The 13,908-nt window shown below is 70.6% G+C and carries 11 protein-coding genes and 1 pseudogene; 11 read left to right on the top strand and 1 reads right to left on the bottom strand.

What is annotated here, in order from left to right:
* Nucleotides 1-239 precede the first annotated feature (239 nt).
* From ACZ4S3_RS19935 to ACZ4S3_RS19945, 3 genes and pseudogenes are all read left to right on the top strand, one after another.
* A complete protein-coding gene (locus ACZ4S3_RS19935; RefSeq protein WP_467935924.1) occupies nucleotides 240-3,038 on the top strand; it encodes an AfsR/SARP family transcriptional regulator in 2,799 nt (932 codons plus the stop codon).
* A 133-nt stretch (nucleotides 3,039-3,171) separates the two neighbouring features.
* Complete coding sequence (locus tag ACZ4S3_RS19940; RefSeq protein WP_467935926.1) at nucleotides 3,172-3,885, top strand: DUF4232 domain-containing protein; 714 nt, start codon at nucleotides 3,172-3,174, stop codon at nucleotides 3,883-3,885.
* Between the two features lie 229 nt (nucleotides 3,886-4,114).
* A pseudogene (locus tag ACZ4S3_RS19945) lies at nucleotides 4,115-4,214 on the top strand (universal stress protein); the annotation flags it as partial.
* 281 nt (nucleotides 4,215-4,495) lie between these two features.
* Here ACZ4S3_RS19945 and ACZ4S3_RS19950 read toward each other — a convergent pair.
* The gene (locus ACZ4S3_RS19950; RefSeq protein ID WP_467935928.1) at nucleotides 4,496-5,773 is read right to left on the bottom strand and encodes an MFS transporter; all 1,278 of its coding nucleotides are present in this window, start codon (nucleotides 5,771-5,773) and stop codon (nucleotides 4,496-4,498) included.
* Nucleotides 5,774-5,911: 138 nt separating this feature from the next.
* Here ACZ4S3_RS19950 and ACZ4S3_RS19955 point away from each other — a divergent pair, with 138 nt between their 5' ends.
* The 8 genes from ACZ4S3_RS19955 (at nucleotide 5,912) to ACZ4S3_RS19990 (ending at nucleotide 13,895) form a co-directional block, all read left to right on the top strand.
* Nucleotides 5,912-6,841 (top strand): LysR family transcriptional regulator, encoded by a 930-nt coding sequence (locus ACZ4S3_RS19955; protein ID WP_467935930.1) that lies wholly within the window; start codon nucleotides 5,912-5,914, stop codon nucleotides 6,839-6,841.
* Nucleotides 6,842-7,063: 222 nt separating this feature from the next.
* Nucleotides 7,064-7,147 (top strand): putative leader peptide, encoded by an 84-nt coding sequence (locus ACZ4S3_RS19960; RefSeq protein ID WP_393905965.1) that lies wholly within the window; start codon nucleotides 7,064-7,066, stop codon nucleotides 7,145-7,147.
* A 398-nt stretch (nucleotides 7,148-7,545) separates the two neighbouring features.
* Entirely contained in the window at nucleotides 7,546-8,625 is a 1,080-nt protein-coding gene (locus ACZ4S3_RS19965; protein WP_467935932.1) for an ABC transporter substrate-binding protein, read from the top strand.
* Between the two features lie 4 nt (nucleotides 8,626-8,629).
* Nucleotides 8,630-9,541, top strand: coding sequence for an ABC transporter ATP-binding protein (locus tag ACZ4S3_RS19970; RefSeq protein WP_467935934.1), 912 nt, complete (start codon nucleotides 8,630-8,632; stop codon nucleotides 9,539-9,541).
* Nucleotides 9,538-10,539, top strand: coding sequence for an ABC transporter permease (locus ACZ4S3_RS19975; protein ID WP_467935936.1), 1,002 nt, complete (start codon nucleotides 9,538-9,540; stop codon nucleotides 10,537-10,539). The genes ACZ4S3_RS19970 and ACZ4S3_RS19975 overlap by 4 nt, the downstream gene beginning before the upstream one ends.
* A gap of 46 nt (nucleotides 10,540-10,585) precedes the next feature.
* Nucleotides 10,586-11,941, top strand: a complete 1,356-nt coding sequence (locus ACZ4S3_RS19980; protein ID WP_467935938.1) for an LLM class flavin-dependent oxidoreductase — start codon at nucleotides 10,586-10,588, stop codon at nucleotides 11,939-11,941.
* Complete coding sequence (locus ACZ4S3_RS19985; protein ID WP_467935940.1) at nucleotides 11,938-13,530, top strand: FAD-dependent oxidoreductase; 1,593 nt, start codon at nucleotides 11,938-11,940, stop codon at nucleotides 13,528-13,530. The genes ACZ4S3_RS19980 and ACZ4S3_RS19985 overlap by 4 nt, the downstream gene beginning before the upstream one ends.
* Nucleotides 13,527-13,895, top strand: a complete 369-nt coding sequence (locus ACZ4S3_RS19990) for a 4Fe-4S dicluster domain-containing protein (RefSeq protein WP_467935942.1) — start codon at nucleotides 13,527-13,529, stop codon at nucleotides 13,893-13,895. The genes ACZ4S3_RS19985 and ACZ4S3_RS19990 overlap by 4 nt, the downstream gene beginning before the upstream one ends.
* The last annotated feature ends 13 nt before the right edge of the window (nucleotides 13,896-13,908 follow it).

The raw sequence follows: 13,908 nt of genomic DNA on the forward strand, positions 1-13,908 counted from the left end.
GAGCAGTGCCTCGGGCGTCTTGAGGCCCGGTCGGTGGTGTAGGTGCAGGTGCCGTCCTTGGCCTGCGGCAACCACTCGGCCGGGCCGTTGTCGTCCTTGGCGCGGTTCGGGCCAAGGACTGCGGTCCGACCGCGAAGGAAGTCGCCGGCACCAGCGCCGGTGGTCCCGTGGACGACGCCGGACCGCGCTCGACCCCACCTCCGGTAATCTTGCTCCTTCCCCCACAAGGAGTTGCGTCAGTGGAGTTCCGGCTGCTCGGAGCGGTTTCCGTCGCCACCGAGGCCGGCGAACTGCCGCTCGGTCCCGCCAAGCGGCGCAGCCTGCTCGCCGCTCTGCTGCTGAGGCCCAACCACCCGGTGCCGGTCGACCAGCTGACGGCCGCGCTGTGGGATCACGAACCCCCGCCGCGCTCCCGCAGTGTCATCCAGGGCCACGTGTCACGCCTGCGGGTCCTGCTCGCCGGTGCGGACGCCGACGTGTTCGGAGTCGAACTGGTCACTCAGGGCACGGCGTACGTCCTGCGGATGCCGGAGTCCTTGCTCGATGCCCACCGCTTCGAAGAGCTGGTGACGCTGGCCCGCAGTCAGCGTGCGCCGGCCGACGCGGTGGCAATGTTTCAGGAGGCGCTGTCGCTGTGGCAGGGGCCCGCACTGACCGGGGCGTATCCGAGTCAACCGCTGCAGGCCGCCGCGCATGCGCTGGAGGAGCTTCGGCTGACCTCCGTGGAGTTGCTGGCCGCGGGCTACACACGGATGGGCGAGCACGCCCGTGCCGCGGCCGTGCTGCGCGCGGAGGCGGGTGTCCATCCACTGCGCGAATCGCTGTCCGCCGGGCTGATGAGGGCGCTTCAGCGTGCGGGGCGCCGCTCGGAGGCGCTCGACTGGTTCCACCGCACCCGGCGGCTGCTCGCCGACGAGCTGGGGGTCGACCCGGGACGGGAGCTGGCGGACGCGTACGCGGTGGTGCTGCGCGGGGAGGATGCGGATGCGCCGCAGACCCGGGCTTCGGTCCCGGCACAGACCCCGGCTTCGGACCTGGCACAGACCCCGGCTTCGGACCCGGCGCAGGCCGCACCCGTCGCCGCACAGGGCCCCGAGCTCGATGCATCAACTCCCCTCCATCCAGGCACAGTTGACCTCCTCCCCCGCATGCCGCGCGGCTTCCACGGGCGCACCGGCGAACTCACCGCACTCTCCAGGGCCGCCGCCGGCGAAGCGCCCGTCTGCCTGGTCACCGGGCCCGCCGGGGTGGGCAAGACGGCGCTCGTGGTGCACTGGGCCCACCGCAACCGCGACAGGTTCCCGGGCGGGCTGCTCTACGCCGACCTTCGTGGTTTCAGCGAGACGGGAGAGCCGACCCTCGTCGAGGTGCTGCGAGAGTTCCTCCTGACGCTGGGGGTTGCGCCGCGCCGGATTCCGGAGTCGGCCAGCGGTGCGTCCGCGCTGTTCCGGTCTCTTGCCGCCGACCGTCACCTCCTTGTCGTCCTCGACAATGTGCGCGGCTCCGGGCAGGTCCGGGAGTTGCTGCCGGGCGGCGCCCGCTGCGTCACCGTGATCACCAGCCGGTACCGGCTGCGCGGCCTGATCGCCTCCGATGCCGCCCGTCCCGTGCCCGTGGACGTCCTCGAACCGGAGGACAGCACGGCCCTGCTTGCCGCGGTGCTCGGAAAGGAACGGGTACTCGCGGAGGCGGTGGCCGCTCGGCGGCTTGCCGAGTTGTGCGGCGGGCTTCCCCTCGCGCTACGGGTGACCGCCGCCAGGCTGGCGGACCAGCCGGCCTGGTCGCTGGGCGCGATGAGCGACGAACTGTCCGACGAGTCACGCCGTTTGAGCCTGCTGGACGTGGAGGACACCGGCGTACGGGCGGCGCTGAGGCTCACCGTGCGCCGGCTGCCCGAAGACGCCGCGCACCACTTCGCGCATCTCGGCCGCCATCCCGGCACGCACGTCGACCGGTATACGGCGGCGGCCCTGGCGGGCACGGACCCGGTCACGGCCGAGGCCGCGCTGGACAGGCTCGCCGCGGCGCACCTCGTCACCCGGGCCGCGCCGGACCGCTGGACACTGCACGATCTCGTACGGCTCTATGCGCGCAGCCTGGACACGGGGCCCGACACCCTGGTGCGGGTGCTCGACCACAGTGTGGCCACGGCTCTTGCCGCGGCCGGCGCGGCCGAGCCCGGCGACGAGTCGTGTTTCGCGCCGCCCGCGGACTTCCATCCCCCGCGGGCGATACGGGAGTTCACGGACCGTAACCAGGCCATGGCCTGGTACGCGGCCGAACGGGACGACCTGACTCTGGCGGCGGCCGCCGCACACACCGCCGGACTGCACAGCAGGACCTGGCGGCTCGTCCTGGCCATGTGGCCGCAGATGGTGTGGCGGGTTCTTGACGGCTGGACTCCCCTGCTGCAGACGGCACTTGAAGCGGCGCGGGCCGATGCCGACGCCCGCGCCGAGTCACGGATCCTCGCCCTGCTCGGATGGGTGCTGACCGAAGAGGGCCGCACCCGTGAGGCGCTGGTTCATCTGGAAGCCGCCCCCGTGCTCGCCGCGCGGGCCGGCGATGCCCGCGGCGAGGCGACCGCGCTGGTCAATCTGTCGCTTGCGCAAGCGGCGCTCGACAGCCTGGAGGAGGCAGCCGAGGGATGCGCACAGGCGGCACGACTGGCTCGCGGCGCCGACGACCGGCACACCGAGCGGCTGGCCCTCTATCACCTCGCCCGACACCAACTGGACGCCAGGGAATGGCAGTCGGCCCTCGAGACGTCCATCGCCGCACATGCCCTCGACGACCCCTCGGACACCTCGGAGGCGTCCCGGGTGCTGTTGCTCACGGCAGCCGGGGAGGCGTTGCTGGGTATGGGTGACGAGACCGAGGGCGTCCGGCGGCTCGAGGAAGCGGCGCGCCAGGCGGAGTCGTGCGGCTACGACGACGGTGCGGTACGGGCGCTGGGCGCGCTGCTGCGGGTGTCGGCGGATGTGGGGCTGCAGGCACGCTACGACACGGCGATGGTGCGGCTCACGGCCCGGACGTGAGCCGGCGGCCGCGGAGGTGGCGTCAGCGGGACGTCAGCCGTGCGTAAGCGAAACGCCAGCGGGCCCGGCCAGGCTGGTCTCCACAGCGGGAACGGCTCCACGAGTCCCGCACGACCGCACGGGGGAACCCAGCATGCGTACATCCCGCCTCACCACCACCGCCCTGGCCGCCGCCACCGCCGCACTGGCCCTGACCCTGACCGCCTGCGGCGGCTCGGACGGCGGCAGCGGTACCAAGGCCGCCGACGTGAGCCAGAGCGGCGGCACGGCCGACGGCTCGCAGAACTCGAAGGACACAAAGGACTCGAAGGACTCGGACAAGGCGTCGGGGACGGCGGGGACGGGCGGCAAAAAGGGAACGTCCGGTTCCGGCTCGCGTGCCGACTCCGGCAAGGTCACCACCGCCGGTTCCGCCGACACCCGTCAGTGCCACGGCGACGAGATCTCGTACTCCGTACTGCACCGCTTCCCGAAGCAACAGGGCGAGCACCTGCTGATCACCGCGAAGAACGCCGACTCCAAGCCCTGCTGGGTCACTTCGTATCCGTCGATCATGCTCGGGAAGACGTCGAACGTCCTGCACCACTCGGCCAAGGACGCCCCTGGCGGCAACGCCCGGATCACGGTCCGCCCCGGCGGCACGGTCTACTCCGCCGTGAACCTCTTCACCGACAGCGCGACGACCCACACGTCGGTGACCTTCTCCATCGCCCTGCGCGACCAGACCGGCGACACCGGTCCGGCCACCGAGCAGGACGCCTTCGACAGCAAGGGCATGCCGTCGAAGTTCACCTGGTCCAGCGCCGACGTCACGAACTGGAACACCACCAAGCCGTACGACTTCTGATCGGGTCCTCGACGCCGACATGCTGGGCCCGTCCCTCCAGCTTGGCTCGCCGTCCTCTCCGCTGTCGTCATGAAGCCGTCATGGTGTCCTCTCCCCGCGTCAGGAAATCGCCAACACATGGCGATCGCTCTACCTGCGGCATTTCGATGGGGAGCGACAGGAACGCGGAGACAAAGACGCGGCACAGGTCCAGGACCAGGACCAGTACGAGGACGAGGAGCGTGGCCCGATGGGCGGAACCGGCGGCCGGCGCGTCGTGGCCGGGGTGAGCGGTTCGCTGGGGAGCCTGACGGCTCTGCACCGGGCCGCGGCCGAGGCTCGCCTTAAAGGACACAGCACGCTCCGGTCCCTCCGGCACCTCCCGCACCGGGCTGGAGGCCCGGCTCATCACCCGGCCCAAGGGCCTTCCCACTCCCGGTGACTTCGAGATCACCGACGTCCACCGCATGCCCTGGCCGGCGGCACACGGCGGTACCACGGACGAGGGGGTCACCTGATTGCGGCCGCCGCGGCTCTCGGCCTTCAGCCGGGGTCCATGTGAAGGCGGCGGCGTTGGCGATGGCAATGCCGGGTGGGCCGCCCGGCGGCGACCACGCCGCATGGTGCGGTGTCATGGGTGGCTTTGGGTCAATTCCCTTTCGTGGTGCGGTGCGTGGTCGCGTCGCGGGAGCAGGAGCGGGGTGGTCAGCATGAGGAGGCCGGCGATCGCGATCGCGGTGCGGGGGCTGGTGATGCCGGCCAGCAGGCCCCATAGCCCGGTCATGACCGCGGTGGTGGCTTTGCTGGTGACCGACCACGCGGACAGGGTGCGGGCGACTCGGTCCGTCGGTGTCTGGTCGAGCCGGTAGGTGGCGAGCACCGGGTTGAACACGCCAATGCACGTGATCAGCCCGAGCTCGACGACCATGACGAGCACGATCCCGGCGGCGCCGGGGCGGATGAAGGCCAACCCGAACGACCAGCACGCGCGCAGCGCCCCAGCGGCGAACATGACCTTGTGCTGCCCGAACCGCGCGACGAGCCGGCGGGCCAGCCGCGACCCGATCAGGCCGCCGATGCAGGGGACTGCGAAGGCGATGCTGTACTGCCAGGGCGCGAAGCCGAGGTGGCCGAGCATGAGGACGGCGAGCAGCGGCGAGGTCGCCATGATCAGGCCGTTGACGAGGACCGTGTTGAGGAACAGCGGGCGCAGCACCGGGTCGGTCAGGATGTACCGCCACCCTTCGAGCAGGTCGGCGGCTCGGCGCCGTGGTGGCGCATCGGATCGCGGTGGAGCGGATCGGGGCGCAGCGGATCGTACGGGGTGCGGCTCCGCGCCGCCGATCGCGCGGATCCCTGCCGCCGAGAGCAGGTAGCTGAACGCATCGGCCACCACGGTCATCACCGGACCGAACAACCCGATCGCGGCCCCGCCGAGCGGCGGTCCGAGCACCGTGGCGGTCCAGGTCGTGGACTCGAACCGTCCGTTTGCGGCGAGCAGGTCCTGCGGCTGGACGAGCGCCTTCAGGCACGCGCCGCCGGCGGCGTTGAAGGTGATGTCGGCCGCGGCGACGACGACCGCTACGACCAGGAGCTGGACGAAGCTGAGCCGGCCGAGCGCGTACGCGGCGGCGATGCTCATCAGCGCCGCGAAGCGGACCAGGTCCATCGCGACCATCACCGGCCGCTTGCGGCGGAACTCCACCCAGGGGCCGAGCGGCACCGCCACCGCCGCCCCGACCGCCAGCCCCGCAGCCGCCAGCACCGACACCTCCGTCGGCCCGACATGCAGCACAAGGATCGCGATCATGGGGAACGCGTCGAACGCGAGCCACGTACCGAAGGCGCTGACCCCATACGCCGCCCACAGCCACCCGAACTGCCGCCCCAGCGACCGCCTGGCTCCCATGCCCAGCCCACCCCTCGTGTCGCGCTCACACAACCTCATGTTGACCAAGGACATCAAAGCCAGCAACGGGTCAGCAGATCAAACAACCGTTCCTCGTCCCAAGCCACAACCATGTGTTGTGCGACTAGGATGGCCGGCGTGGATCTCGATGCCGTGCGCACCTTCGTCGCCGTCGCGGACGGGGGGCGATTTCAGGAAGCCGCCACCGACCTGTCGATCACCCAGCAGGCCGTCTCCAAGCGCATCGCCGCGCTGGAGAAGGATCTCGGTGTGCGGCTGTTCACCCGCACCGCGCGCGGAGCCCAGCTCACCATCGACGGGCAGGCGTTTCTTCCCCACGCCCGCGATCTCCTCCAGGCCGAAGAGCGGGCAGCCGCTTCCGTGCGGCCCGGCAGCCGCGCGCTACGGGTCGACGTGATCGGGCGGCGGCTCGCGCCGGCAGATCTGCTGCGCGGCTTCCACCGCGCGCATCCCGAGACCGGACTCGACGTCGTGACTCTCTTCGACGCCGAGGCGGCCATCGCCGCTGTCCGGTCGGGTGCGATCGACGCGTCATTCCGCGCGGTCACCCTGCCCGCGCGGCAGCTCCCCGACGGCATCGAGTCCGTCCGGGTCTTCGACGAGCGCATCCAGCTCCTGACCGGGCCGGCCCACGAGTTCGCCGCCGCCCGCGCGGTCACACCCGCACAGCTCGCCGGGCACCGGATCTGGATGCCCGGCATCGTCACGGGTACCGAGTGGGCCGCCTACTACGACGACCTCGCCGCCGCATTCGGGCTCACCATCGAGGCGACCGGTCCCGACTTCGGCACCGAGCCGCTCCTCGACACGATCGCCGACTCCTCGGTGCTGGCGACCTTCGTCGGCGAACAGACCCGCCTCGTCTGGCCCGCCGACCAGGACTTGCGGCGCGTTGCCGTCCACGATCCGACACCGGTCTACCCGCACTCACTGATCTGGCGCAGCGACAACCCGCACCCCGCGCTCACCGCTCTCCGCCGCTACCTCGGCTCCACACAGCCCGGCCACCGCGACACCGAGACCTGGACGCCGAACTGGGCGCAGTGATCAACACCGCCGCGCCAACCCATCACCCGGTCAAGACGAGGCAAGGCGGGTCAAGGCGGGTCAGGATCGGCTGGACGGGCCCGTCCGTCTACGGCCCCGCGGGGCTTCGGCGCAGCGCGGTTGTGAACGCCGTGCTTCCTGCACGTGACAGGGAATTCGGAATGTGAGACGCATCCGGAAGATGCGTTGACGTGGCTGATTTTCGCTGTCAATCTCTCGGGTGTGAGCCAGTCCGAGAAATTCGCCGCGCGCCTGCACGTCGATCTGCGACGTCAGGCCAGCGCCATCTGTGCCGCTGGTCGTTAGCCCTGCCGGCCGGCATCGTCTCCTGACTCTTTCCATGATTCATGCTGACGCCCATGGTTCATGTTCACGCCGGCCCGCTGACGCGGGCGACGGCGTATAGCGCCTGCTGATCTCGTCTGCGCCGCAGTTGCCCACCGGACGGTCCTCGCCAGAGCCGTCGGCGCCGTTGGGTTCTTGCCCGCTTCCGTGAATGGCGGATTTCCCGCAGGCATTTCTGGCGAGCAGCCCTTTCCTTGTTATGCGCTGAAGAAGAACCCGGGCGCACCATTTCCGGCCGGGGCGCCATGGCTATCACTGACCGGCTGCGACGTAAGCCGTCTCGTTGTACGTCCCCGGATGATCTCGGCGGCTCAGGAACACACTCCAGCCGCTCCACCAAACGTGAACAGGACCTTCCCATGGCCACGCTGAACGCATCGACCCGACGACAGTTCCTCACTCTGCTCGGTCTTTCGGCGGTCGCAGTGAGCTGCGGCACGACGGCGACCGGAGCAACGTCCGGCAAGGGCCAGACCAAGACACTCCGATATCAGGGCTGGGCGGGTCAGGTCACGTTGCCCGAGCTGGCCGAGGACCTCGGCTATCTGGAGGACGTGAAGCTGAAGTGGGTCGGGAACACGATCAGCGGCCCGCAGGACATCCAGTCCGCGGCCACCGGCCAGACCGATTTCGGCGGGGCGTTCAACGGAGCGGTCGTCAAACTGGCCGCGAACAAAACTCCCATCAAGGCTGTCATCAGCTACTACGGCTCCGACAAGGACGCCTACAACGGCTACTACGTACTCGACGACAGCCCGATCCGCTCGGCCCGCGACCTGATCGGCAAGAAGGTCGGGATGAACACCCTCGGCGCCCACGCCGAGGCGTTGCTCGACATCTATCTGGAGCGGGGCGGCCTGTCCCTGGGGCAGGTGGGCAAGGTCGAACCGCTGGTGGTGCCTCCGGTCAACACCGAACAGAGCCTGCGCAAGCGCCAGATCGAGGTGGCCGTACTCGGCGGCATTCTGCGCGATAAAGCCCTGGCGACGGGGGGAATCCGCCGGCTGTTCACCGACTACGAACTGCTCGGCGCCTTCAGCGCCGGCACGTATGTGATGACGGACCGCTTCCTGCAGCAGAACCCCGACACGGCACGAATTTTCGTCACCGCGGTGGGGCGGGCCATCGAGTGGTCCCGGACCACTCCACGCAAGGAGGTCATCGCCCGGATGACGGACATCGTGAAGAAGCGCGGCCGCAATGAGGAGGTCGCCCCCCTGCAGTACTGGAAGTCGTACGGCGTCGCCGAAAAGGGCGGCCGCATCACCGGCAAGGAACTCCAGCTCTGGATCGACTGGCTGGCAAAGCGCGGCGATATCGAGAAGGACCAGGTGACGCTGTCCGAGCTCTACACCAATGAGTTCAACGCGACCGGCGGAGGCGGCAGCGGTGCACCGTCCGCTGCACCATCCTCCTCCGCTTCGACGAGCGGGAGCTGACCCCATGCCGGAATCCACCACACCCAAGATCGCGTTCGAGCGCGTACGGAAGGACTTCACCGTCAAGGACCCGACGGGGAAAGGCCGGACGGGGAAAGGCAGGACGGGGAAAAGCCAGGCGGGGAAAGGCCAGGCGGGCAAGGGCCGGACAGAGGCTCGGCGGGCAACCCAGCTCACTGCCCTTGACGGCATCGATCTGGAGATAGCGGCGGGCGAGTTCGTCGTCCTGGTCGGCCCCAGCGGCTGCGGCAAGTCGACTCTGCTGGATCTGCTCGGTGGTCTCACTGCGCCCACCGGCGGTCGGATCCTTCTGGACGGCGAGCCCGTCACCGGCCCGGGTCTGGACCGCGGAATCGTCTTCCAGCAGTACGCACTGCTGCCGTGGCGCACGGCGCAGGGCAATGTCGAGTTCGGTCTGGAGGCCACCGGGGTGCCACGGCGCGAGCGCGCCGCACGGGCCAGGGAGTTTCTGGACCTGGTCGGCCTGTCCGGGTTCGAGAACCGCCATCCGCACGAGCTGTCGGGCGGAATGCGGCAACGGGTCGCGATCGCTCGCAGCCTCGCCTACGACCCCGATGTGCTGCTCATGGACGAGCCGTTCGCCGCGCTGGACGCCCAGACCAGGGAGTCGCTGCAGGACGAACTGCTGCGGATCTGGGAGCGCACCGGAAAGACCGTCGTCTTCATCACGCACGGGATCGAGGAGGCCGTGTATCTGGGGCAGCGGGTCGCCGTCATGACGTCCCGGCCCGGCCGGATCAAGCAGGTCGTACCGATTGTCTTCGGCTCCCGTACGGCGACGGACGACCTCCGCTCCAGTCCCGAGTTCGCGCGCTACCGGCACGAGATCTGGTCGCTGCTGCACGACGAGGTGGCCAGGGCCCAGCAGTTGGAGAAGGAGGAGGTTTCCGTATGAGCCCCGCAACCGACACGGCCACCGACGCAACCACCGGCACGGCCACCGACGCAACCACCGAGAAGACCCTGACGCCGAGCTCGGCGAGCGCCGTCGATGCCACCGAAGCCGCCAACACCACCCCGTCCCCCTCCCCGTCCCCCTCCCCGTCCCCCTCCCCCTCCCCCTCCCCCTCCCCCTCCCCCTCCCCGTCCGCGTCACCCCCGGCACCGTTCCGGGCGGTCCGCCGGCTGCCGTACCTGCTGCTGAGGGGGGTCACCAAATCCGCGGCGGTCGCCGCCCTGCTGCTCCTGTGGGAGGCCGCGCCGCGGCTCGGACTGGTCGACCGGACATTCCTGCCGCCGTTCAGCGAGGTCGCCGGTGCCTGGTGGGAGCTGGCGGCAGGCGGCCGGCTGGCCGACAACACGGGTGCCAGCCTGGCACGGTCGTTCAGCGGATTCGGTCTGGCGGTGGCCGTCGCCGTCCCGCTCGGTCTGCTGATCGGCTGGTACCGGCCGGTCGCCGACCTGCTCGGTCCGCTGCTCGAGGTGTTCCGCAACACGGCCGCGCTCGCCCTGCTGCCGGTGTTCGTGCTGCTGCTGGGGATCGGCGAGACATCGAAGATCTCCATCGTGACGTACGCCTGCCTCTGGCCGATCCTGCTCAACACCATCAGCGCCGTACGCAATGTCGACCCGACCCTGCTCCGCCTCGCCAGGTCCATGGACCTGTCCGCACGGCAGCTGTTCCAGAAGGTGATCCTGCCGTCCTCGGTTCCGGTCATGTTCACCGGCATCCGGCTGGCCGGAGCGGCGTCGATCCTGGTGCTGGTCGCCGCCGAGATGGTCGGCGCCAAGGCGGGGCTCGGCTACCTGATCAACGCCTCGCAGTACAACTTCGCGATCCCGCAGATGTACGCGGGCATCATCACGATCTCCGCCATCGGCGTGGCCTTCAACCAGTTCCTGGTGACCGTGGAACGGCGGCTCAGCTCCTGGCGCGTCCCGGCTGCCGGCTGACCCGTCGTCCCACCCTGCCCACTCACCCCCGCTCCAAGGAGCCCTCATGCCCGCAACCACCCACCGCCGGCTGCATCTCAACGCCTTCCTGATGAACGCCGGCCATCACGACGCCGCCTGGCGCCACCCGCGTACCCAGCCCGAACGCGTCACCGATCTGCGCTACTTCCAGCAGCTCGCGCAGACCGCCGAGCGCGGCCGGCTCGACTCGATCTTCTTCGCCGACGGCCTGGCCCTGTGGGGGAAGGTCCGCCACAACGCCCTCGGCGGCTTCGAGCCGCTCACCCTGCTGTCCGCCCTGGCCGCGGTCACCGAGCACATAGGCCTGATCGCCACCGTGTCGACCACCTTCAACGAGCCGTTCCACACCGCCCGCAAGTTCGCCTCCCTGGACCACATCAGCGGCGGCCGGGCCGGCTGGAACATCGTCACCTCCGGCACCGTGAACGAAGCCCGCAACTTCGGGCAGGACGAGCATCTGGAGCACCGGCTGCGCTACGAGCGGGCGCGGGAGTTCGTCGAGGTCACCACCAAGTTGTGGGACAGCTGGGAGGACGACGCGATCCTGCTCGACCGTGAGCGCGGCGTCTATGCCGACACCGACAAGGTGCGGGAGATCAACCACCGCGGGGAGTACTTCGGGGTGCAGGGCCCCCTGAACGTTCCGCGCACCCCGCAGGGCCACCCGCTGCTGGTACAGGCCGGCTCGTCGGAGGACGGCAAGGAGTTCGCCGCCGAGTACGCCGAGGCCGTCTTCACCGCCCAGCAGACCCTCGCCGACGGCCAGTCCTTCTACAAGGACCTCAAGTCCCGGCTGGCCCGCCACGGCCGGGCCGAGGACCACCTGAAGATCCTGCCCGGCATCTGCCCGGTCATCGGCGCGACCGAGGCCGAGGCCCGCGCGCTGGAGCGGGAGCTGACGGAGCTTCAGGTCCCCGAGTACGGGCTCGCCCAGCTGTCCGGGATGCTCGGCACCGATCTGACCGGGCTGCCCCTGGACGGGCCGCTGCCCGAGCTGCCCGAGGAGCGGGACATCAACGGGAACAAGAGCCGTTTCACGCTCGTCGCCGAACTCGCCCGCCGCGACGGTCTCACCCTGCGCGAACTCATCGCCCGCCTCGGCGGCGGCCGCGGCCACCGGGTCTTCGCCGGCACCCCGGAGCAGATCGCCGACCAGCTCCAGGAGTGGTTCACGCAAGGAGCTGCCGACGGCTTCAACATCATGCCGCCCCATCTGCCGGGCGGCCTGGAGGACTTCGTCGACCACGTCGTGCCCATCCTCCAGCAGCGCGGGCTCTTCCGCACCGAGTACACCGGCCGCACCCTGCGCGAACACTATGGCCTGCCGCGCCCCGCCAACCGGCTGGCCGCGGCCGCCTCAGGAGAGGGACGGCCGCTATGACCGGACTCGACCTCACCACCGACGTCCTGGTGATAGGCGGCGGGCCCGCCGCCGCCTGGGCCGCGCTCAAGGCCGCGCAGGCCGGAGCGGACGTCGTCCTTGCCGACAAGGGCTACTGCGGTACCAGCGGCGCCACCGCCTCCGGCGGCACGGGTGTCTGGTACGTCCCCCCGGAACCGGCCGCCCGCGCGGCCGCCCTGGAAAGCAGGGAAGCGCTGGGCGGATATCTGGCCGACCGGCGCTGGAAGGAACGGGTGCTGGACCAGACGTACGCCGGTATGAACGAGCTGGCCGCGGCGGGCCGTTACCCCTTTCCCACCGGCCCGGACGGCAAGCCGCTCAGGAACGGGCTGCAGGGCCCGGAGTACATGCGCAGGATGCGTATCCGGGTCCAGCGGGCCGGGGCGCGGATCCTGGACCACAGCCCGGTCACCGAGCTGCTCACCGACCCCTCCGGTGCGGTCGCCGGGGCCAGGGGGCACCGGCGCCAGGCCGGGTCGCCCTACCGCGTACGGGCCGGGGCGGTCGTCCTGGCGACCGGTGGCTGCGCCTTCCTCAGCGGCGCGCTGGGCTGCAACGTCAACACCGGGGACGGCGCGCTGTTCGCCGCCGAGGCCGGCGCGGAGCTGTCCGGGATGGAGTTCTCCAACGCGTACGGCATCGCACCCGAAGGCACCTCGGTCACCAAGACCGCCTTCTACTCCTTCGCGACCTTCTACCACGAGGACGGCACGGTCCTGGAGGGCGCGGCGAGCCAGGGCGGCCGGTCCGTGATCGCCAGGGCGCTGCTCAGCGAGAAGGTGTACTGCCGCCTCGACCGGGCCGACGCGGCTGCCCGGCGGGCGATGCGACTGGCTCAGCCGAACTTCTTCCTCACCTTCGACCGCCTCGGCATCGACCCCTTCACCGAGCTTTTCGCCGTCACGCTGCTCGCCGAGGGCACCGTGCGCGGCACCGGTGGCATCCGCATCACCGGCGACGACTGCTCCACCACCGTCCCGGGGCTGTATGCGGCCGGCGACGCCGCGACCCGCGAGCTGATCTGCGGCGGCTTCACCGGCGGCGGCAGTCACAACGCCGCATGGGCCATCTCCTCCGGTACCTGGGCGGGCCAGGGCGCGGTCCGCCACGCCCGCTCCCTCGGCGTCCGCGCCGCGACCCGGCCCCTGACAGCGGCGGGCGGCGCGGGACTCCGGCCGACCGGCGCACCGGGTCCCGCCGACGGCTTCGTTGACATCGTCACCGCGGTCCAGGACGAAGTGCTGCCGTACGAGAAGAACTATCTGCGCCACGGCGACCGGCTGGCCGCCTCGCTGAACGTACTTGACGGCGTCTGGGCGCAGCTGCGCGCCTCTGTGCAGGCCGGGGGCGGGGATGTCGTACGGGCCAGGCAGGCGGCCGCGATGGCCGCGCACGCCCGCTGGATGTACGCCTCGGCGCTCGCCCGCACCGAGACCCGCGGCATGGCCAAACGCCTCGACTTCCCGGCGCAGGACCCCGCGCAGCATCACCGCATCGTCACGGGCGGCCTCGACCGGGTGTGGACCCGCCCGGAGCCCGTAGCGGCGGCGCTGGGGGTGGCGTCGTGATCGAGCTTGTCTCCGCGGAACGCTGCATCGCCTGCGACAAGTGCATCAAGGTCTGCCCCACCAACGTCTTCGACCGCGGTACGGACGGCATCCCGGTGCTCGCCCGCCGCTCCGACTGCCAGACCTGCTTCCAGTGCGAGGCGAACTGCCCGGCCGACGCCCTGTACGTCGCACCCCAGACCCACCCCCTCCCCGACGACCCGGCAGTACGCGACGAGGGACACCTGGACCGTACGGGCCTCCTCGGCAGCTACCGTCGCGACATCGGCTGGGGGCGAGGCCGCACCCCCGGCTCTCTGCTCGCCATCGGCCCGACGCTCACCCCGCCGGGCGCCAAGGAGTCCTCACCGCCCATTACCTCTTGAACTGTCCATCCCA

Source organism: Streptomyces sp. NPDC028368, assembly GCF_055565615.1.